Annotated in this window: 15 protein-coding genes and 1 pseudogene; 9 read left to right on the top strand and 7 right to left on the bottom strand. The window is 63.5% G+C overall.

The window, feature by feature from the left end:
* The first annotated feature begins 71 nt into the window (after positions 1-71).
* Entirely contained in the window at positions 72-1,322 is a 1,251-nt protein-coding gene (locus tag ACZY1F_RS07745; protein ID WP_463941182.1) for an MFS transporter, read from the top strand.
* Positions 1,323-2,361: 1,039 nt separating this feature from the next.
* On the opposite strand, the gene ACZY1F_RS07740 is transcribed toward ACZY1F_RS07745, so the two are convergent.
* Both ACZY1F_RS07740 and ACZY1F_RS07735 read right to left on the bottom strand, forming a co-directional pair.
* Positions 2,362-2,724 carry a hypothetical protein gene (locus ACZY1F_RS07740; RefSeq protein ID WP_463941181.1) on the bottom strand — a complete coding sequence of 121 codons (363 nt, stop codon included), beginning with the start codon at positions 2,722-2,724 and terminating at the stop codon, positions 2,362-2,364.
* Between the two features lie 150 nt (positions 2,725-2,874).
* The gene (locus tag ACZY1F_RS07735; RefSeq protein ID WP_463941180.1) at positions 2,875-4,842 is read right to left on the bottom strand and encodes a primary-amine oxidase; all 1,968 of its coding nucleotides are present in this window, start codon (positions 4,840-4,842) and stop codon (positions 2,875-2,877) included.
* A 75-nt stretch (positions 4,843-4,917) separates the two neighbouring features.
* Here ACZY1F_RS07735 and ACZY1F_RS07730 point away from each other — a divergent pair, with 75 nt between their 5' ends.
* Positions 4,918-5,553, top strand: coding sequence for a TetR/AcrR family transcriptional regulator (locus ACZY1F_RS07730; RefSeq protein WP_463941179.1), 636 nt, complete (start codon positions 4,918-4,920; stop codon positions 5,551-5,553).
* 184 nt (positions 5,554-5,737) lie between these two features.
* The gene (locus tag ACZY1F_RS07725) at positions 5,738-6,697 is read left to right on the top strand and encodes an AraC-like ligand-binding domain-containing protein (protein ID WP_463941178.1); all 960 of its coding nucleotides are present in this window, start codon (positions 5,738-5,740) and stop codon (positions 6,695-6,697) included.
* 183 nt (positions 6,698-6,880) lie between these two features.
* Here the strand turns inward: ACZY1F_RS07725 and ACZY1F_RS07720 are convergent, their stop codons facing one another.
* From ACZY1F_RS07720 to ACZY1F_RS07710, 3 genes are all read right to left on the bottom strand, one after another.
* Positions 6,881-8,356: an APC family permease gene (locus ACZY1F_RS07720; protein WP_463941177.1), complete on the bottom strand. Its 1,476-nt coding sequence runs from the start codon at positions 8,354-8,356 to the stop codon at positions 6,881-6,883.
* Between the two features lie 165 nt (positions 8,357-8,521).
* Positions 8,522-9,838, bottom strand: coding sequence for a flavin monoamine oxidase family protein (locus ACZY1F_RS07715; RefSeq protein ID WP_463941176.1), 1,317 nt, complete (start codon positions 9,836-9,838; stop codon positions 8,522-8,524).
* 14 nt (positions 9,839-9,852) lie between these two features.
* Entirely contained in the window at positions 9,853-10,197 is a 345-nt protein-coding gene (locus tag ACZY1F_RS07710) for a cupin domain-containing protein (protein ID WP_463941175.1), read from the bottom strand.
* Positions 10,198-10,377: 180 nt separating this feature from the next.
* On the opposite strand from ACZY1F_RS07710, the gene ACZY1F_RS07705 reads away from it, so the two are divergent.
* Positions 10,378-10,965: a TetR/AcrR family transcriptional regulator gene (locus ACZY1F_RS07705; RefSeq protein ID WP_463941174.1), complete on the top strand. Its 588-nt coding sequence runs from the start codon at positions 10,378-10,380 to the stop codon at positions 10,963-10,965.
* A 129-nt stretch (positions 10,966-11,094) separates the two neighbouring features.
* Here ACZY1F_RS07705 and ACZY1F_RS07700 read toward each other — a convergent pair whose 3' ends face one another.
* Entirely contained in the window at positions 11,095-11,382 is a 288-nt protein-coding gene (locus ACZY1F_RS07700; RefSeq protein WP_463941173.1) for an MFS transporter, read from the bottom strand.
* A 503-nt stretch (positions 11,383-11,885) separates the two neighbouring features.
* Between ACZY1F_RS07700 and ACZY1F_RS07695 the strand changes: the two are divergent.
* Positions 11,886-12,506: pseudogene (locus tag ACZY1F_RS07695) on the top strand (aldehyde dehydrogenase family protein); the annotation flags it as partial.
* Positions 12,507-12,727: 221 nt separating this feature from the next.
* Positions 12,728-14,137 carry an aldehyde dehydrogenase family protein gene (locus ACZY1F_RS07690; protein ID WP_463941172.1) on the top strand — a complete coding sequence of 470 codons (1,410 nt, stop codon included), beginning with the start codon at positions 12,728-12,730 and terminating at the stop codon, positions 14,135-14,137.
* A gap of 222 nt (positions 14,138-14,359) precedes the next feature.
* Here ACZY1F_RS07690 and ACZY1F_RS07685 read toward each other — a convergent pair whose 3' ends face one another.
* Entirely contained in the window at positions 14,360-16,315 is a 1,956-nt protein-coding gene (locus ACZY1F_RS07685; RefSeq protein WP_463941171.1) for an FAD-binding monooxygenase, read from the bottom strand.
* Positions 16,316-16,494: 179 nt separating this feature from the next.
* Between ACZY1F_RS07685 and ACZY1F_RS07680 the strand changes: the two genes are divergently transcribed.
* The 3 genes from ACZY1F_RS07680 (at position 16,495) to hpaE (ending at position 20,315) form a co-directional block, all read left to right on the top strand.
* A complete protein-coding gene (locus ACZY1F_RS07680; protein WP_463941170.1) occupies positions 16,495-18,030 on the top strand; it encodes a fumarylacetoacetate hydrolase family protein in 1,536 nt (511 codons plus the stop codon).
* Positions 18,023-18,709 (top strand): GntR family transcriptional regulator, encoded by a 687-nt coding sequence (locus tag ACZY1F_RS07675; protein ID WP_463941169.1) that lies wholly within the window; start codon positions 18,023-18,025, stop codon positions 18,707-18,709. Before ACZY1F_RS07680 ends, ACZY1F_RS07675 begins: the two co-directional genes overlap by 8 nt.
* 91 nt (positions 18,710-18,800) lie before the next feature.
* Positions 18,801-20,315 carry a 5-carboxymethyl-2-hydroxymuconate semialdehyde dehydrogenase gene (gene hpaE / locus ACZY1F_RS07670; protein ID WP_463941168.1) on the top strand — a complete coding sequence of 505 codons (1,515 nt, stop codon included), beginning with the start codon at positions 18,801-18,803 and terminating at the stop codon, positions 20,313-20,315.
* Positions 20,316-20,364 lie beyond the last annotated feature (49 nt).

Here is a 20,364-nt window from a genome sequence, read left to right as displayed (position 1 = left end):
AATATTGCTTTAAGTCCGGCAGAGATCTACGCTGCTTAAAGCCAATTATTTGCTTTACAAGAGTAGGATCGATGTCCAACACCGTTTTAGCCCCACCAATGCGGGCCTCACGCCCGCCCCGGATGAGCGGCCGTGCCGCTTTTGCGTTGCAGGCGGCTATCTCCATCGCGTTCCTGGCTGCGTCCAGCGCGCCCACTCCCCTCTATGCGATTTACCAGTCATCCCTGCATCTCTCCGCGCTGTTAATAACGGTCATCTTCGCTGCTTACTCGATCGCATTGCTCCTGGCCCTCCTGGTAGTCGGCGCTCTTTCCGATCACGTAGGCCGACGCACTGTGATCATTGGTGCCCTGGCCGTTCAATTCGCAGCGATGATCCTGTTCATTTTTGCGGATAACGCTGCTGAGCTGATTTCGGCGCGAGCCATCCAGGGGCTGGCCACGGGTGCCGCCACGGCCGCATTGGCCGCGGGGCTGACGGACCTGGCCCCTGCAAAGGCTCCGCTCATCAATAGCGTGTCCCCGATCATCGGTATGGCGGTGGGTGCATTGGGATCGGCGGCTCTCACGACGGTCGTAGCTTTTCCCACGGTTGAAGTCTTCATCATTCTTGCGGCACTCTTCGCGGTGTTGCTCGTAGTGGCTTCTTGGCTCCCCGAGACCGCCCGCAGAAGCCCGGGGGCATGGAAGTCGCTTGCTGTACGGATGACGGTCCCCGGCGCGGCCCGTGGTCCATTGCTTGCCGCCGCGCCAATGCTCGTGGCGATATGGGCTATTGGCGGTTTCGTCCTGTCCTTGGGACCGACCCTGGTGCGGGCTGAAACGGGATCCAATTCCCCCATGGTCGGTGGCTGGTTCGTGTTCGCCCTGACCATTTCCGGAGCCGTTGCCGTCATGCTGCTCCGTTCGTCCGCGCCCCTGAAGCTATTCACCCTCGGTGCCGGCGCGCTTGCCGCTGGCGTCGGAGTTCTCCTGGTCGGCGTTCTCAGCCACCAAGCCGCTTTATTGTTCGTCGGAGCGGCAATTGCTGGAGTGGGTTTCGGTGGCGGGTTCCAAGGAGCCTTGCGCACCATCATGCCCGCAGCCGCCCCCAATGAGCGCGCTGCTCTTCTCGCCACCGTCTACGTCATCAGTTACCTCGCCACGAGCGTTCCGGCCATTGCCGCCGGCGTTCTGTCTTCGTTCTGGGGCATCAATACGACGGCTATCGCTATAGGCAGCGCCGTGATCGTTCTGGCTCTCATCGCCTTGGCGTCAGTGCTCTCCACGTCCCGGACTGCGACGACCCCGCCACCGTCCACCGCCTCCCACGGACCTCTCTGAAACAGAAGGCCCCGGTCCCCTCACACCTCTTGCTGTTACACGCCCGTCCGGGATAAAGGACATCACTCCCCGTCCCACACACCATTCGATCCGACGCAGTTCTGGGAGTCGGTCGGCCGTGCCCCCGCGGGCTGCATGCCCGGCCTTGGCCAGCCAGCATCCGACCCCGCACTGACAGATGTGGCGATCCGACAGCCCCATAGTTCGTGCGTTCACCGCCGGGCTTCGGGAACATCCCGTCACGCGGTCATGTCGGAACCGCGGACGGATGGCATGGAGAGGTGACAGCGCGAGGTCGCGGAGCACAATCCGAAAGGAGCAAGGCAGCTATGAACTCCCAGCCACTGGCGCGCTCGCCACTCCAGCCAGCGCTACTGCCCTCGACGGCACCCTCGCCGCCGCCTCGACAGGCTTCCGCGCCCAGTCTCCCCCGCAGGTCATGTCAGAATCGTCGACGCAGAACATAGATGAGTGTCATCAGAAGCGGACGAACGGCGGAAATGCAGGGTGAACCACCGCGCGTGGGCATCGTGTGGACGATGTCCAAACGCATTTGGCCAGACAATCGGCCACATTTCCAAGATGGAGCGAAAATAGCGAAAGGATCTCAAGAAATCTCGTCCAGGTCATGTCATCAGCGCAACCGCGAGACATGAATGAGTGACAGACCAACTACAGCCGCCACATCAACCGGAAAAGGAGACACAATGCCCCAACATCCCGGCGAAGAGAGTGCCCACTCGCCAGGGTTCTGAACCCGCCACCCACAGAAGTTCATGGGCGCGCGGCCCCAAACACACTCCGCGGCCGGTCTCAGAGGTGCCTGGAAACCCGTACCGGTCAACGACCTGCACGTGTCCTCAATCTCAAGTAACTCCGTCACCCATCCTCAAGGCGCGTCAACAGCTCAGTATCATGGCTCGCCACGAAATCCAGACCCACGCCGCGCTTCGTCCCTGCTCCTGGTTTCAGCCGTCGAATCCCGGCATCCACAGTTGCGGCATCGACGCGACCAGCTGACTCCAGATGTTGCAGGTGGTCAGTTCACATGTCCACCAAGGAGCGCCATGTCCTCGTCGTGATGGTCTCTTATGAGTGATCGGGCATGAGGCGTTGCGTGTCGGCCACGTCGCAGTCGGGCCACGAGGGTGGCTGCGAGTAGCGCCGTGGTCAATTCCAGTCCGATGACGGCGAGCAGGCTCCAAGCCTGGTCCTCCGCGATGCCGGTGACGGCAGGGCCCGGCCCGTGTGCGTGGCCACCGGCTCCGCCGCCTACCAGCAGCATCCCATGCACAAAAACCATGAACAACGCGCAGGCCATGATCCGATGAAGCGCGCCCACAGGGCTGTTCCGCCAGACGTGTCGGACGCACGGCAGGCAGACGCCAGCGAGGACCACCATGAAAGCACTCAACCACGCGCCGTGTTGGTTTTGGACAGCGAGCCACAGATGCACGGCGCTAGAGGCCGCGACCACTCCCGCGCATAGCCGGGGATGGAGCACCGGCCTGCCGGGGCGGACGCGTCCGAGGGCAAGGGGCATGGCACTTGCCTAGCCGTGGCAGTGGCTGCCGGAGCCGCCGTCGTCGTGGCAAGAGCTAGCGGATTCTGCAGCAGAAGGGATATCCAGGACCGGGCTGCGGTCAAAGAAGCCTTCGGGGCGGAGTTTGAAGCCCACCGTATCTACGGGCATGATCGGCCAGTCCTCCACGCGCGGGAAGTGCGTGAGCCCGAAGGTGTGCCAGAGGACGATGTCCTGTCCGTCGATGTTGCGGTCCTGCGCCACGTAGGCGGGCAGGCCGGCACCGCCGGAGTGCTGGTTGACGAAGTCGCCGGTCGGGTAAAGCTCATCCTCCGCGTACCGGGTGACCCACAAGTCCTTGGTGGCAAAGGCGGCGCGGCGGGCTATGGACGATGCAGGGTCCGCCAGCAGTGTGGGCTGGTTTTCGGAGTGGAGCTTGTAGCCTACTGGCTCGCCGAGCCGGTTGCGGGATTCGGGGTTGGAGATGATCCAGGTTCTTCCGCTGCGGGCGTCGGCCTCACGGACGCCATCGGACTCCTTTGTGAGCACGGTGCGTTTGCGGGAGAAGGCGTTGCCGCGTTCGTTGCCCTCGCCCATGGGCTGGCGGACCACGTCCTCTTCTTCGACCCTGTTGGTGAAACCGTCGACGGCCATGTCCAGCCGTGCGCTGAAGAGGTGCTGGTGGAAGGGGGCGCCAAGGCCGGGGGCGATTTGGGATATGTTGTCGGAGCCGCCTTCCGGGAAGGCGCTGGTGAAGACGACTCCGGTGGCCTTGGCTTCGAATTCGATGGTGCCGTCCAGGTAGAGGTACCAGTAGAAGCCGTAGTCGTAGTTGCCGATGGTGGTGAAGAAGGAGATCACCAGGCGGCGGTTCCGGCGGGTGTAGTTGATGCCTGTCCAGAGGTCGCTGTGCTTGGCCAGGATCCCCCAGTCCTCCTCATGCATGCAGATACCGTTTCGGATCTCGCGGGGGTTCCCGAACGCGTCGGAAATAACGGGGCTCAGGTAGGTGATGTCGCCCAGGCAATCGCAGCCGAGTTCCAGGGAGTTGGCGTACTGCCCCACCAAGTATTCGCCGGTGTCGAAGTAGTTCTGCCAGGACCGGATCGGGGACGGGTCGCCGTACGGAACCACCATTTCGGCGATGGAGGCCCGGTTGATGATGGGCCGCTTGCGGTCACCGTCCTGGAAGGCGAGGTTGTGCAGCACCACGCCTTCGCGGACGTCGAACCCGACGTCCACGCTCCACTTTTCCCATTCCACATGGTTCCCGCCGGTAACGGTGAAACTTGGACCCTCTGGCTGGGTGATACTGATCGGCTTCTGCGTGGTGCGCAAGGGCCCGGTGAGCTCAGGATCGGTGTAGTTGCCATGCTCAGTCGGGATGGGCATGACTCCGAGATCAATGACCTGGGTGACTTCCTTGTTGACCACGTCAACGTAGGCAACGAGACCGTCCACCGGGTGCGCCCAGGCACTGTCCTCCGGAAAATCCTGGACGAACGCCAGGCCGCGCAGGATCCGGCGTCCCTTTTCCTCGTCATATTCAAAGACACCCGCGGACAGCGGCGCCACCCGTACTTTACTGACCTCCAGGTTCCTTGCCTTCAGGGCGGCCAGCCAGCGTTCGTCGGTGGCCAAAAGCGCTTCAACCAGTTCGAACTCCTCTTCCAGCACGGGAAGTTCGCCGGTCACGGAAGTGTCCAGTTCGACGGCCGAAACCACCTCACCCCGGTCAACGGCGACCACCACGTCCACCGGCACACCACCGGAAATGTCATGGATGAAGGCCCGGAAGCGGCGGTCGGCCCCCACCGGCTGGACTGCAGACGCCGCTTTGCCCTGCGCGGTGCGGGGCGGGTCTACCTGGCCAAGGTAGGCGATGCGTTTGCCAGCACCGAGCAGGCCGGCAGAACGAAGGATGGCCTGGAGCTCGGTGATCTCGGAGCCCGTGGCCAAACGGAAGGGGTTAGTTGTATCGAGCGATGCAAGCGTCATGGGGAGCCTCTGTCCGGGACCGGTGCCGGTCGATGGGGTTTATTTTCTATAGATGTAGAATAAACCGAACGTAAGATGGATCACAAGAGTTCGTTGAAATATTTCCCGGGGAGCGGCATCGTGCCAAAGATTGTTGACCATGATGAGCGGCGCCTGGAACTGGTGGATGCAACCTGGCGCATTATCGCCCGGCACGGCATGGAAGGTGCCACCATGAGGGAGATCGCCAGCGAAGCCGGCTTTGCCAACGGCGCACTTAAGCCCTACTTCCCTACCAAGGAAACCCTTCTGGAATTCGCGTTTGGGCATGTGTTCAACCGGACCAACCGGCGCGTGGCCGTTGGGGTGGCGAACAAATCAGGCCTCGCCGCCCTGCGCGCGTTCTGCCTGGAGGTGCTCCCCCTCGATGAGGAGCGGGTGAACGAGGCACGGATCGTGATCCCCTTCTGGCAGAAGGCGCTCGGTGATCCGCAGAAAGCCGGCATCCACCAGCGGTCCATGGACCAATGGCTTGCTGTCATCAGGCAATACCTCGCAGAGGCGCGGGACGCCGGAGAAATCACCACCGCCGTCGGCGACGCAATTCTGGCGAGCCAGCTCCTGAACATGCTGCTCGGCGCCCAGATCCTGGCGGCACTTTCCGCGGACGGCAAGACCGATCCAGGCCTTACAGACCAGCTCGAGGGATTTTTGGCCTTGCTGACCATCTAGCCCCCTAAGCGGTCAGAGGCCAGCGCGCTTACCGAGGCGTGCGGATGTTTTTCGCCACGTGTTGAAAAAAGGCTTTCATCGGAGCTAACCTGGTTGGAGTGTGTTTCAGGACACAGTCGCTTTCCAAAAGCAGCGTATTCGGGGGAACCAACGTCTCGTGGCCATCCGGCATTAGGGAACATTTATGCGATCAGCTACAGCCGGTCCCGCCAGCCAGGACCTCACCTCGAGCGTGGCCATGACCTTCGACCACTGGAAACACCTCGTGGCCGAGTCATTTGTGCCGCTGGCAGCCCAGACAGTGGACGTGGACGGCTTCCGCGGACAGATGCGATCGCGCGTCCTGGACCGCATGTCCATCGTCGAAGTCACCGCCACCTCCCACGAGGTCCACCGCACCCCTGCCCTGATTGCCCAACCCGGCGAACGCTACTTCAAACTCAACCTCCAGCTGGAGGGCACCGGGCTCCTGGTCCAGGACAACCGCGAGGCCCTCCTTCAGCCAGGAGACCTCGCCATCTATGACACAAACCGGCCCTACACCCTGGCTTTCGAGGCGAACACACGTGTGATGGTGGTGATGTTCCCTTGCGATGCCCTCTCGCTGCCCACAGACTACGTGGGCCAGCTCTCGGCGGTGCGGATGGCAGGCAGCACCGGCCTCAGCGGTATCGTGGGACAGTTTATCGGCCAGCTCGCCGATAACCTTGAGGTCCTCAGCGGTCCGAGCGGCTCACGCCTGGCCGCAAACGCACTGGATCTGGTGTCGACCATGCTGCACGCCGAAATGGCCATCGCCCCGGACCGGATGAAACCGCAGGCACTTCTTGCTGTGGCAGTGCGCGAGTACATTGAGGCAAACCTCGCCGATCCGCTGCTGTCCCCTGCGACCATCGCCGCTGCGCACTTCATCTCCACACGCCACCTACACAACATCTTCCACGAGTCGGGCTCCACTGTTGCGAGCTGGATCAGGAGCCAAAGACTCGAGGGCGCCCGCCGGGAGCTCCGCGACCCGCTCCACGCCGGTCAATCCGTGGGAGCCGTGGCCGCACGCTGGGGCTTCCTCGACGCTGCCCATTTCAGCCGGACCTTCCGGGATGCGTTCGGCCAGTCACCCAGCGACTGGCGGCGCGGCGCCTGACTTGGCAGCGGCCGTGCATCCATATACCGGTGTCCACCGGTCTGGTCAACGATCATGGCCGGCGGATGATCCTGACGCTTGGCACCCTGTCACCGACAGGGAACACAACTAACCCGGCGCAGAGTTCATCCACGCCGGGCTAGTTGCCAGTTCTTTTATCAGTCGCAGCCAGCAGGCTGCACGCTAGGGGTTATGCCCCAGGCTGGCCACTCGCTGCCGCCGTTCAATCCGCAATTCCACCAGCACGCCGGCCGCGAACATGACCGGGACTGCCGCCATCAACGCTCCCGCCGTCTCGGCACTGCCGCCGATCAGCGACGTGAAGTTGCTCGCCACCAGGTACAGCACCCAGGCCAGCAGCAGTGCTGCCAGTGCGGGCGCAAGAAGCGTCTGCCAGAGCTGGCCTTCCACTCGTTCCCGACGGAAGAATCCGATGACGGCCACAGAGCAGAGGATGTACAGCACCAGAAGGGCCGCAACAGCGAGCCCGCTGAACCATGAAAACAGTGTCAGGACAGGATCGAGGGCCAACAGGGCAAAGGGGACCACCAATACGACGGCGGTGGCGCTCTGGATCCAGGCGGCGACCGCCGGTGCCCGGTGGCGGTTGGTCCGGGCCACGATGGCGGGCAGGGAACCCTGCAGCGCCAGGGAGTGCAGGTACCGGTTGATGCCGTTATGGAACGCGATGATGCCGGCCAGCAGGGAGGTCACCAGCAGGATTCCGGTGGTGATCCCTGCCCAGGGACCGAAGAGTTCCTCGATGGGTCCCAGGACGAAAGTGGTGGCATCCCCTGACTCAAGGGCTGCGCCGGCCGCGCCCATGACCTGGGTGGGGCCGTAGTAGCTGACCAGCATCCAGGAGATAAATGAGAAGAAGATGGCGATGACGCCCACAGACAGGTAGGTGGCCCGAGCCACGGTCCGGTGGGCGTCCTTGGCCTCAGCTGAATAGATTGCGGTGGATTCGAAGCCGAACATGGAGGCCACAGCGAACATGATAGCCACGCCGGGGGCGCCGCTGGCGATGGCTTCCGGGGAGAAGGACGCTGCGATGCTCAGGCCCTCCGGCCCGCCGCCGCGGAACAATACCGTGAACCCGAACAGCAGCAGAATCGCCACTTCGAACCCAACCAGAAGGGCCAGGACCCGGGCGCCGAGCTCAATGTTCAGCGAACCGAGCACCTGCACGCCTGCCATGGTGACCAGAGCCAGCAGCCACCACGGGATGCTGACTCCGGCGGAGGCCAGCAGGCCGGAGAAGGCGGCACCGTACAGTCCATACATCGCGGCTTGGACGGTGCTATAGGCCAGCAGCGCCAACCACGCTGCGCCCGCACCGGTCTTTCTTCCAAAAGCCGCTGTGACGTAGGCGTAAAAGGCGCCGTTCGCTTGGATCTTCCGGCTCATGGCCACAAATCCCACGGCGAAGATCACAATGACCACCCCGACAACGAGGTAGGCACCCGGGGCGCCGGCACCGTTGCCGAGTGCGGCCGCCAAGGGGGAAGCACCAGCGATTCCCGTCAGTGGCGCCTGGGCGGAAAGAACAAAGAAAAGGATTCCCATCACGCCGATGCTGCCGGCGCGTAGGGCAGTTGAATGCTCGTTCGGGGGCTTGGTTTCAGTGGCCTGAGATGCAGAATTCGAAATACTCATTGGATCCTTCTTAACGGTCATGAGCGCTGGGAATGGGTGCGCGTCGTCGGTGGGGCACCCTGGGGAGCTATGGTTTCCAGCATGGCAGTGAGTTGCTGTTGCCCTTTGTCCTGCAGCGATCAGTTATTGTGCCTGAGCGCAGGCGTATTTCAGAACGGGTGCTTATCAGCGCTGATCCATTAGCAGGGTCACGGCGTTGCCTGCGGCTTCCATTCCGCTCTCAATAGCCCCGTCAATGAATCCGCCCCAGCCGTTTGCTATATCCGAGCTGGCAAACAGGATGCGCCCGTGCGCCGCCTGCATCGCAGGTAGATGGCTCGACAAAAAGCCGGTCCGGTGCATGGGCCAGGTTTCCCCGGAAAGAGGGTCATCGACCCAGTTATGGCTGGCTACCGCGAGCACTTCCACCCCGGGCACCAAGCGCCTGAGTTGCGTCTGGACCGCGGCCGGATCCTCTACGTCGATCATTGACACGTCCGGTCCAAAACCGACGGCGATGGTGTCGCCGTCGAGCGTGTATTCGACCTGGAAGAAGTTCAGGGGCCAGTCAGCTCCACCCAGTGCCACAAAGGGTACGTGTTCCCCGCGCAGCCTGAACCAAACCTTTGCCCCTCGCGCGATCTGCCCCTGGCGGGCTCCTTCGGCCTTGGCCGAAGGGAGCTCTGGCGTGAAAGTCACGGCTTCCATGGCATGCAGCGGAACAGTCACAACGACGGCCCTGGAACGGACAGTCCGCCCGTCGACGCTAAGGACTTCGACGGAGGCTGTGGTGTCCGAGATCGCTGCCACCTTGAAGCCGTGCTCGACACTGGCCTTGCAGTCAGCAAGCATTGCGGCCGCAAGGGCCGCGGTGCCGCCGACGATCTTGTAGGTAGCGCAGGCTTCGAAGTTGACTGCCCAGTCGCCGTTAGTGAGGGCAACCCAGCGAAGCGCCTGTGTGAATGCGGCGTTTTCCAGGGAGCCATTGAAGTTCAGCGTCCAGAAGGATTCGAGGATGTCCCGGGGTGCGCCGGCGGGAAACTGTTCCCGGATCCGGTCCCGGACGGATACGTCATCGATGGCCTTGAAATCGTCGTGGGCCAGGGGCTTGAAGGGTTCTGGAAAGTACTTGCGTGAATCCTGGACGAACTCGCGGTTGGTCTGGCCGATCAGGGAGAGCAACTCGTCCGGGCCGCCTTCATGACGGCTGCCGTCCGCCCACCAGAACGCCTGTTCCGGCTCCGGGCTGGGGGTAGTGTCCAGGCCGTAGCGCTTCAGCTCGGCCCACACGTAGGGCTGGGTCCAATGAACCCAGGTACCGCCGATCTCCAGGTCCCGCCCCAGCCGGTGGTCCAGCCACGTGCGCCCGCCGATCCGGTCCCTGGCTTCCACGATATGGACGGCGAGTCCCTGCCGGCTAAGTTCCCGGGCTGCGGTGATCCCGGCAAAACCGGCCCCCACCACTACGACGTCGTACGGTTCGTTTTCCAGTTTCTGCTCCATTGCACATCCCTCCGTTATGAGTACACGAAGAATTCGACCGTGGGCGCCAGAACCGCCCATCTGGTGCGGGCGCCCCTATTGAGGGAAGCGGCTCCGCCGGGCGTCAGATCGTAGACGTCTCCACCCTCCACTTCGATTTGAAGGTGCCCTTCAACGATTGCGATGGTCTCATCGGCGTGAATTACCAGGTCAAACGGCTCGGGTGCTTCCTCCGGTGTGACGTGCCAGTACCCGCAGGCCAGCGCCGGACGGTCGCCCTCCCCCAGCCTGCGGACCCACTGGACCTGGCCCAGTTCGAACGGTTCGTTCTTGAAAGGGTCCAGGGCTGATGAGGTGGTGAAGGAAGCGGCTTCTGACATGTTGACTCCAGAGGTAAGGCCTTCGGCTGGGCCGGGCAGATTGGGCGGGTGGGTTAGTGCCGCGGCCTTTGGGGTCCTGAACGGTGACCTGCATCACTAACTGGCTCAAATCTAAGCAGTTGCTTAGTTTAAGTCAATACCTCGCCGCGTTTCAGTGAGCGCAGTCGTTAGACTCGGCGTATGACGTCTCCACGAGCTCTTGCCCCACCGTCGAAATACGGGACGGGAAAGGAAGCCCTGCTCCGCGCCGTCGTCGCCGTGGTGGCAGCAAAAGGATTACGTGGCCTCACATACCGTTCGGTGGCGGAAGCCGCGGGGGTGAACAACACGTTGGTGGCCCATCACTTCGGCTCCCGGGACGCGTTGGTCGCGGCGGCCATGGACTGGGCTGCTGAGCAATCCATTAGTGCATCCAAGCTCCGTGAGGCTGCGGGGCTGGGCGAGTCCTTCACGGAGTCACTTCTGGAGTTGCTGCTGGCGGAGCCGGAGCTGCAGGTCTTTCAGTACGAAATGATTCTCGAAGCGCGCCGCCGGCCGGAGCTCGCAGCAGCTGTCTCTACCCTCTATGAGAACTATGTGAGCGCCCTGGCTGAGGGTCTCCGCGCCTCCGGCCTGACCCGGAACGTGGACGTGGTGGCGCGGACGCTGTTCGCTTCTCTTGACGGGCTGGTTCTCCAGTATTTGGCCGGGGTGGAGCGAGCCGTCATTGCGGCGTCACTGAAGGAGGTTCACGAGGTACTGCTGCTCCGAACCGGCGCCCAGACCTAAACAAAGACGGGGACAATTGTTCGCCTCACCCTTAGTTTGCCCGTTAAAGAGAACTGCCGGCCTGGGCCGAATGCCCAGGCCGGCAGTTACCGGGTTTGGCGGTCCGCGCTACGCGAACGTTGCCTCCCCCTATGGGACGCTGGGAGTTTTTCCGGAATTGTCGGCCCCCAAGGGAACGCCCTTCGTCTCCTTCACGAGGCTGACCCCAATGAACGAGATGGCGCAAAGAGCCAGGATGTAGATTCCGATCGAGCCCGACCATCCCGTCTCCTTGAACAGTGCCTCGGCGATGAGGGGTGCGAAGGCTCCGCCCAGGATGGAACCCAGGGCATAGCCGATGCCAATTCCGGAGTGGCGCACACTCGCGGGGAACATTTCCGCGTACATGGCGGGACATGGGCCCGTAGGAAAGTCCAAGCCCGATGGTCAGGACGAAAATGCCGACTCCGTACGCCCAGAAAAGTACGGGTGTCCATGAGGAGGAACATGGGAATCATCCAGGCGAAAATAAGGATGTAGCCAATTTGGAACGTCCGACCCGGCCGATCCTGTCGGATAGGGCTCCACCAAAGAGCGTGAAGATCAGCCATCCGAAGGAGGCCAGAAGGGTGCCAACAACACCGGCGGCATCCATCTTGAGCGTCGTCTGCGCGTAGGACGACCGGAACGCAATGACGAAGTATCCGGCATTGTTGTTGCCGTGAAGATCACGGCCGCCAGAAGGACCCGCTTCTTGTTGGTCCGGAGCAGCTGTGTCAGCTGGGTGGCCGATTCCTGTTTGCCCTCCACCATTTCCTTGAAGACAGAGCTCTCGGCGACTGCGGCCCGGATGAAATAGCCCACCACGATCAGGGCGACTGACAGCAGGAAGACATCGAGAGCCGCAGCAGGGACAGCACCAGCGTCGCAATGATCATGCCCTCAACGTCGTCTCCGCCAGCGCCGCCGGCATTTCCGGGCCACTACTCGCCAACCCGCGGCTCCGCAAACTCTCCTTCACCGGTTCCACTTCGGTGGGCAAGCGACTGATGGCGGACGCGGCGCAGAACGTGTCCGTGGCGCAGGAGTTCTCCCGCAAGTTTGCCGCCGCGATGGGCGCCCTCAATATCGGCCGCGGCACCGAATCGGGCGGCAGCTAAGACCCCTGATCGACGCCAGCACCCGCGACGACGTCCACGCACTCGTCAGCGCCGCCGTCGACGCTGGAGCCACCGCCGTGACCGGAGGCTCACCGGTTGAAGGCGCAGGCTCCTTCTACCAGCCCACCGTGCTGGGCGGCGTGCCCAACTGCCGCGATCCTCCGCCAGGAGATCTTTGGACCCCGTCGCCCCCGTGACCACTTTCACAACCGAGGAAGACGCTATCCGGCTGGCCAACGCCAGCGAATACGGCCTCGCCTCCTACCTCTACAGCCAAGACTTCAACAAACTCCTGCGCGTAGCTGAACAGATCGAATTCGATCATGGTCGGCTTCAACACCGGCCTCATCTCCAACGCAGCCGCTCCCTTTCGGCGGCGTCAAACAGTCCGGGCTCGGCCGCTAAGGCATCGCCGAATACACCACCACCCAAGACATCGACATCGCCGACCCCAACGCCCGCTGACAACACCACAGTTCGAGTGTCAGGACCCTTGCCGTTCTCCGTACGACAAGGGTCCTGCACGAAAAGACAAGATAGCCGGCCGAAATTAACCCAGACTTGGAAGTAATCCGACGGTCCCCCCGGCTGCACGCACCGCCTACTCGAAGTGGAGTACCCCCATGGAATCTTATGACGCGCTTCTGTCGTCCATCACCGCCACGTCCGGCCCGAGCCGGAGCATCCTTGATCCTGCTACGGGTGAGGCGGTGGGCGAGGCCCCCGTACACACGCTCGAATACCTCGAGCAGGTTGTCGCCGCCGCTGTGGCGGCCCAGCCGGCATGGGCCGCGCTTGGCCACGACGCCCGGTCAGCTGCGCTGATGAAGGCAGCCGACGCCGTCGAACGCTCCGCAGAAGAACTCGCCCACCTGCTCTCCCGCGAACAAGGCAAGCCCCTGAACGGGCCCAATGCCCGCTTCGAAGTCGGCGCCTGCGCCGCATGGCTTCGCGCCGCGGCCACCATCCCGCTGGAACCTGAAACCATTGTCGACGACGGGGAAACCCGCGCCGAACTGCACTACAAGCCCATCGGCGTCGTCGCCGCGATCGGTCCCTGGAACTGGCCCATGATGATCGCGGTCTGGCAATTCGCCCCCGCCCTGCGGATGGGCAACGCCGCAGTGGTCAAGCCCTCCGGAAACACCCCGCTAAGCGTCCTTGCCCTGATCAAGGTCATCAACGAAGAACTCCCCGAGGGCATCCTTTCCGCCGTGTCCTGCGGCAGGGAGGTCGGCGCCCGGCTGACCGAGCACCCCGCCATCGGCAAAATCATGTTCACCGGCTCCACTGCCGCCGGCAAGGCCATCATCAAGTCCTCCGCAGACACCGTCAAGCGCCTCACCTTGGAACTCGGCGGTAACGACGCCGGCATCGTCCTGCCCGACGCCGACCCCAAGGCCATCGCCGAGGACCTCTTCTGGGGCGCCTTCATCAACACCGGCCAGACCTGCGCGGCCCTCAAACGCCTCTACGTCCACGAAGAAATCTACGACGCTGTCTGCGAAGAACTCACCAAAGTCGCCGCCACGATGCCCATGGGCAACGGACTGGACGAAAACAACGTCCTGGGACCGCTGCAGAACAAATCCCAGTACGACATCGTGACCACCCTCGTGAACGCGGCCAAGGAATCCGGTGCACGAGTGCTCCTCGGCGGAAACCCCGACACCAGCCAACCCGGCTACTTCTACCCCACCACCCTCGTCGCGGACATCGATAACGACAACCCGCTCGTGGCCGAGGAACAATTCGGTCCCGCCCTGCCCATCATCCGCTACACCACCGTGGACGAAGCAGTCGAGATGGCCAACGGCCTGGACGTCGGACTCGGCGCCTCCGTCTGGTCCTCCAACCTCCCCGCCGCCCGCGAAGTAGCCGCACGCATCCAAGCCGGCACCGTCTGGATCAACAAGCACGGCGTCGTAGACCCCCGCATCCCCTTCGGCGGAGCCAAACAATCCGGCTACGGCCTCGAATTCGGCGTCGAAGGCCTCAAAGCCCTCGGCCTCCCCCAAATCATCAACGGCTAACACCAACATTTGCAGAGGGAGACTGACCCGGGTATGCGTAGGGGGGGGAACACCCCCTACGCATCCCCGGGGCTTTTTCTGCCCAAACAAAAGGGATCAACGCAGTGGCGGCTGACAGAAGGGAACGCGAGGCACGGATCTCGGCGTTCCAAGGCAAGCCTCCGCATGTGTAGATGTGGCTATCACGGGGTCTGCCGGGCGTTACTCCGGCAGACCCCGTGGCTAAGCCTCGTTGCTGACGAGGGTTGAATGCGCTGGCGGAACGCCTGCGAACCCAGCAGACGGAACCTGAGGACGCGCGCTCAGGAGGGGCGCGAAGAACTCTCCCAGCTCAGCTGTCGCGGTCAGCGGCAGGACATTCGCCACGTACTGGTCCGGGCGGACCAGCACCAGCACTCCACTGCGGTCCAGGCCGCGGAGTTCGAAGATGTTGGCCGCAGGATCAGTGGCGTAGACCTTCTCGTAGTCGGTCAGCTTGAACGGGCCCACCTGCGGCTTGAACACGGCCGGAACGGCATTGATGTCCACCTCGGCATGAGGCTGCTGGTAGATCACCTTCACGTCAAACCACGCGTCACGATCGGCGCCCGACGGCGTGGAAGCGAGGGGCGATTCCGGCGAGTTGGCGACCCATTCGGCGAGCCGATCCGCGGCAGACCCTGTTCCAGGCAGCGCCTGATCTGCGAAGACGTAGACGCGCCAGCGGCCATCCGCCGTGGCATGATGGCCGAGCTGTACCGGGTTGGTGTCGCCGACCCGAACCACGGGTGCCGATTTGAACCGCTTGCCAACCGGAAAACCGGTAGCCAGTTCCTGATGATCCGCGTCAGCAACAAGCACCGACGGCGCGTACTGGGTCATGAATCCTGCTGGGAACTCGGCGGTGCTGACGTAGAAGTCCTCCAGCTCCGAAGGATCCTCGAACTCCTCAGGCCTCTTCGCCATCAGAGTGGACCACTCTTTATCGAAGTCAATGAGGTTCTTGGCAATGACCTGGCGCTCCTCCGAGTAGGTGGACAACAGACTTTCCGGGCTGCGGCCCTCAAGCACGTGTCCCAGCTTCCACGCGATGTTGAAGCCGTCCTGCATGGAGACGTTCATGCCTTGCCCGGCCTTGGCGCTGTGCGTGTGGCAGGCGTCGCCAGTGATGAACACCCGTGGCGTGCGCGTGCCGCGCTGGTCGTGCAGGACATCGTCGAACCGGTCGGTAAGCCGGTGACCCACCTCATAGACGCTGTGCCACGCAACGTCGCGCACGTCCAGGGTGTAAGGGTGGAGGATGTCGTTGGCCTTCTGGATAATTTCCTCGATGGTGGTGTTGCGCACAGCGCCCTTGTCGTTAGGATCCACTTCGCCGAGGTCAACATACATGCGGAAGAGATGGCCCCCTTCGCGCGGGATCAGCAGGATGCTGCCACCCGAGCCGGACTGGATAGCGCACTTGGTGCGGATATCCGGGAAATCGGTGACGGCGAGAGCGTCCATGACGCCCCAGGCATGATTGGCGGCGTCACCGGCGAGGGTGCAGCCGATTGCCTGCCGTACTTTGCTGCGGGCCCCGTCCGCGCCGACGACGTACTTTGCCCGGACGATGCGTTCCTGGCCTTCGTTGGGTCCGGACGTATGCAGCAACGTCACCGTGACGGGGTACTCCTCTCCATCCGTGACGCTGAGGGAAAGGAACTCGTAGCCGTAGTCGGGCGACATGCTGGTGGGCGCGTTGGCCATGTATTCGGCGAAGTAGTCGAGCACGCGGGCCTGGTTGACGATGAGGTGCGGGAACTCGCTGATGCCCGCCGGGTCATCCGGGGTACGGGCGGTCCGGATGATGCGTGAGGGGTCCGAGACGTCGGGCTTCCAGAATGCCATTTCGGTGATCGCGTAGGCCTCCGCGATGATCCGCTCGGCGAAGCCAAAGGCCTGGAATGTCTCAACGCTCCGGGCCTGGATGCCATCGGCCTGGCCGATGGCGAGCCTCCCTGGGCGGCGCTCCACGATCCTCGTGGTGACGTTCGGGAACTGGGACAGCTGTGCGGCCGCAATCATGCCGGCAGGTCCCGTGCCAACTATGAGCACGTCTATTTCGTCGGGAAGCTCTGCGGGCCGGTTGATGCCAACACCGGCGGCGGGTGCTACCCGCGGATCACCGGATACATATCCGTGGTGGTGGAACTGCACGGGCTTTCCTCACTTCACTGTGGGTATCGATCACCAAGATTGGTGTTCTATATTCGAATACACGGTTCTATATTAGAATCGGTAGGGGTTGATCCAAGACTGTACGGCAATGTGATCCGAACAACAAGGGGCCCAAACCGCGTTGAACAAAGGGCTTGACGAAGCTTCCTTGATGGGTCATGGTTATCGTATACGATTTCGTACTTTATGAGGAGACAGCTTTGGAGCAGGTCAATGAGGACACCTTGGCCGCGGCCCGCAAGGTCATCGCGGTGCACATTAACTACCCCAGCCGGGCAGCCCAGCGTGGCCGCACGCCGGAGCAGCCCTCCTACTTCCTGAAGCCACCATCCTCATTGGTGCATGGTGCGGCAGAGGCCCCTTCCGTCGTGGAGCGTCCGGCAGGCTGCGCACTCCTCGGCTTTGAGGGCGAGATTGCCCTGATCATCGGCAAGCCAGCCCGACGCGTGGGTATGGAGGACGCCTGGAGCCACGTCGAGTGGGTCACGGCCAGCAACGACCTGGGCGTGTACGACCTCCGCTACGCCGACAAGGGCTCCAACCTCCGGTCCAAGGGCGGCGACGGCTTCACCCCGATCGGCCCTGGCTTGATCCCCGCAGACGCAGTGGACCCCGCCAACCTGCGCATCCGCACCTGGCACAACGGTGACCTGGTCCAGGACGACACCACCGAAGACCTGCTCTTCCCGTTCGCCCGCCTTGTCGCCGACCTGTCCCAGCTGCTGACCCTTGAGGAGGGCGACATCATCCTGACCGGCACCCCGGCGGGCGCCTCCGTCGCCAAGCCCGGCGACGTGCTGGAGGTCGAAGTTGGCACCGTTGACGGAAACCTGTCCACTGGCCGCCTCACCACCACCGTGGAGGAAGGCACGACGCCGTTCGCTGACTTTGGTGCCCGCCCCAAGACCGATGACCTCCAGCGGGAAGAGGCCTACGGTTCCCGCGAAGCCGCCGGGCTTAGCGCGGCGGAAAGCACCGCCGTCGGGCAGGTCCTGACCGTTGAGCTGAAGGCGAAACTGGAAAGCGTCAGCACCGCCACGCTCTCCTCCCAGCTGCGCAAGCGCGGCCTGAACAACGTCAGCATCGACGGCCTCACGTCCACCCGTCCCGAGAAGCGGATCGTGGGCCTGGCCCGGACGCTGCGGTATGTGCCCAACCGGGAGGACCTGTTCAAGACCCATGGCGGCGGTTTCAACGCCCAGAAGAAGGCCATCGATTCCGTGAACGAGGGCGAGATCCTGGTCATGGAAGCCCGCGGCGAAAAGGGCACCGGCACCATCGGGGACATCCTTGCCCTGCGCGCCCAGGTCCGGGGAGCCGCAGCGATCATCACCGACGGCGGCGTCCGGGACTTCACCGCGGTGGCCGCGATGGACATGCCCACCTACTATGCCAACCCGCACCCCGCCGTCCTGGGCCGCCGGCACATCCCGTGGGACACAGACATCACCATCGCCTGCGGCGGCACTACCGTGCAGCCCGGCGACATTATCGTGGCGGACTCGGACGGCATCCTGGTGATTCCGCCGGCGATCGCCGAGGAGCTGGTGAATGACTGCATCCAGCAGGAACAGGAAGAAGTCTTCATCTTTGAGATGGTCAAGCAGGGCAACAGCGTTGATGGCCTTTACCCGATGAATGCCGGGTGGCAGGCCCGGTATGAAGAATGGAAAGCAGGCAAGGCAGATGACTGACACAGCCGTTACCGAGATCTCCGCCGGGACCACTGCCGGCAGCAAGTCCGAACAGGCCTACCAGTCCATCAAAGAACGGATCATACGAGGCGCCTACTCCCCCGGCTACCGGCTGGTCCTGGCCGCCATCGCCAAGGATCTTGGCGTCAGCGTGGTCCCCGTCCGTGAAGCGATCCGCCGCCTCGAGGCCGAAGGACTGGTGACGTTCGAGCGGAACGTCGGCGCCACGGTCTCCGGGATCGATCCCACCGAGTACCTCTACACCATGCAGACCCTGAGCATCGTCGAGGGCGCCGCCACCGCGTTGTCCGCGCCGCTGATCGACTCCGTGGCGATCGCCCGCGCCCGGGCCGTGAACGAGGACATGCGCGAATGCCTCCAGCACTTCGACCCCGTCCGCTTCACGCACCTGAACCAGGACTTTCACAGCATCCTCTTCGAGCACTGCCCCAACCCGCACATCCTGGACCTCGTGCACCGGGGCTGGAACCGGCTCGCCTCGCTGCGGTCCTCGACGTTCCGCTTCGTTCCAGGCCGTGCCCACGAATCGGTGGACGAGCACGAAGCGCTGCTGCGGCTCATCGAAGCCGGCGCCGACGCCGACACCCTCGAAAGAGCCGCCCGGCTCCACCGCTCCGCCACCCTGGACGCCTACCTCGCCCAGGCCAAAAACCTCTGACAACACCAACACGGGGTCACTTAGCGCCCATAAACCCGCCTCGCATGGGCCGTAAGTGACCCCGCGTTGCATAAGTAGTAAGGAAACAGCAATGACGTTCACATCCGTAGAAGCCGGCACTCATTACGTTCCGCAGGACCTCCCCACCCACATCCAGCACTACATCAACGGCCGGTTCGTTGACTCCGTGGGCGGCAAGACGTTCGACGTCCTGGACCCTGTCTCCAACCAGAACTACGCCACCGCCGCCGCCGGCCAGAAAGAGGACATCGACCTCGCCGTCGCCGCCGCCCGCGAAGCCTTCACTAACGGCCCGTGGCCGAAGATGAAGCCGCGCGAACGCGCCCGCGTCCTGAACAGGATTGCCGACGCCGTCGAAGCCCAGGAGGCACGGCTCGCCGAACTCGAAACCTTCGACACCGGCCTGCCCATCACCCAGGCCAAGGGCCAAGCCCTCCGGGCGGCGGAGAACTTCCGCTTCTTCGCGGACCTGATTGTGGCCCAGTTCGACGACGCCATGAAGGTCCCCGGCGCCCAGATCAACTACGTGAACCGCAAGCCGATCGGCGTCGCCGGCCTCATCACCCCGTGGAACACCCCCTTCATGCTGGAGTCCTGGAAGCTCGCCCCCGCGTTGGCCACCGGCAACACCGTGGTCCTCAAGCCGGCCGAGTTCACCCCGCTCTCCGCCTCGCTCTGGGCCCAGATCTTCAAGGACGCCGGCCTCCCCGACGGTGTCTTCAACCTGGTCAACGGCCTCGGCGAGGAAGCCGGCGACGCCTTGGTCAAGCACCCGGACGTACCGCTGATCTCCTTCACCGGCGAGACCACCACCGGGCAGACGATCTTCCGCAACGCCGCGGCCAACCTCAAGGGCCTCTCCATGGAGCTTGGCGGCAAGTCCCCGTGCGTGGTGTTCGCCGATGCAGACCTGGACGCCGCGATCGACTCCGCACTGTTCGGGGTCTTCTCCCTCAACGGCGAACGATGCACCGCCGGCTCCCGCATCCTCGTCGAACGCGCCATCTACGACGAATTCTGCGAAAAGTATGCCGCCCGGGCCAAGAACATCGTGGTGGGGGACCCGCACGACCCCAAGACCGAAGTGGGCGCCCTGGTCCACCCCGAGCACTACGCGAAAGTGGCCTCCTATGTGGAGATCGGCAAGTCCGAAGGCAGGCTCCTCGCCGGCGGCGGCCGCCCCAGCCACCTCCCCGAAGGCAACTACATCGCCCCCACCGTGTTCGCCGACGTCGCACCCGACGCGCGGATCTTCCAGGAGGAGATTTTCGGCCCCGTCGTCGCCATCACCCCCTTCGAGAACGACGACGAGGCCCTCGCCTTGGCGAACAACACCCGCTACGGGCTCGCGGCCTACATCTGGACCCAGAACCTGACCCGCGCCCACAACTTCTCCCAGAACGTCGAAGCCGGCATGGTCTGGCTCAACAGCCACAACGTCCGCGACCTCCGCACCCCGTTCGGCGGCGTCAAAGCCTCCGGCCTCGGCCACGAAGGCGGCTACCGCTCCATCGATTTCTACACCGACCAGCAAGCCGTGCACATCACCCTCGGCACCGTCCACACCCCCAAATTCGGCGCGTAGGCGACGCCGGCACCCAGCCCGGCCTGCCGCCGTCGTACTTCAACCAGAC

Source organism: Pseudarthrobacter xylosi (genome assembly GCF_055412765.1).
This window is presented reverse-complemented; position numbering and strand designations above follow the sequence as displayed.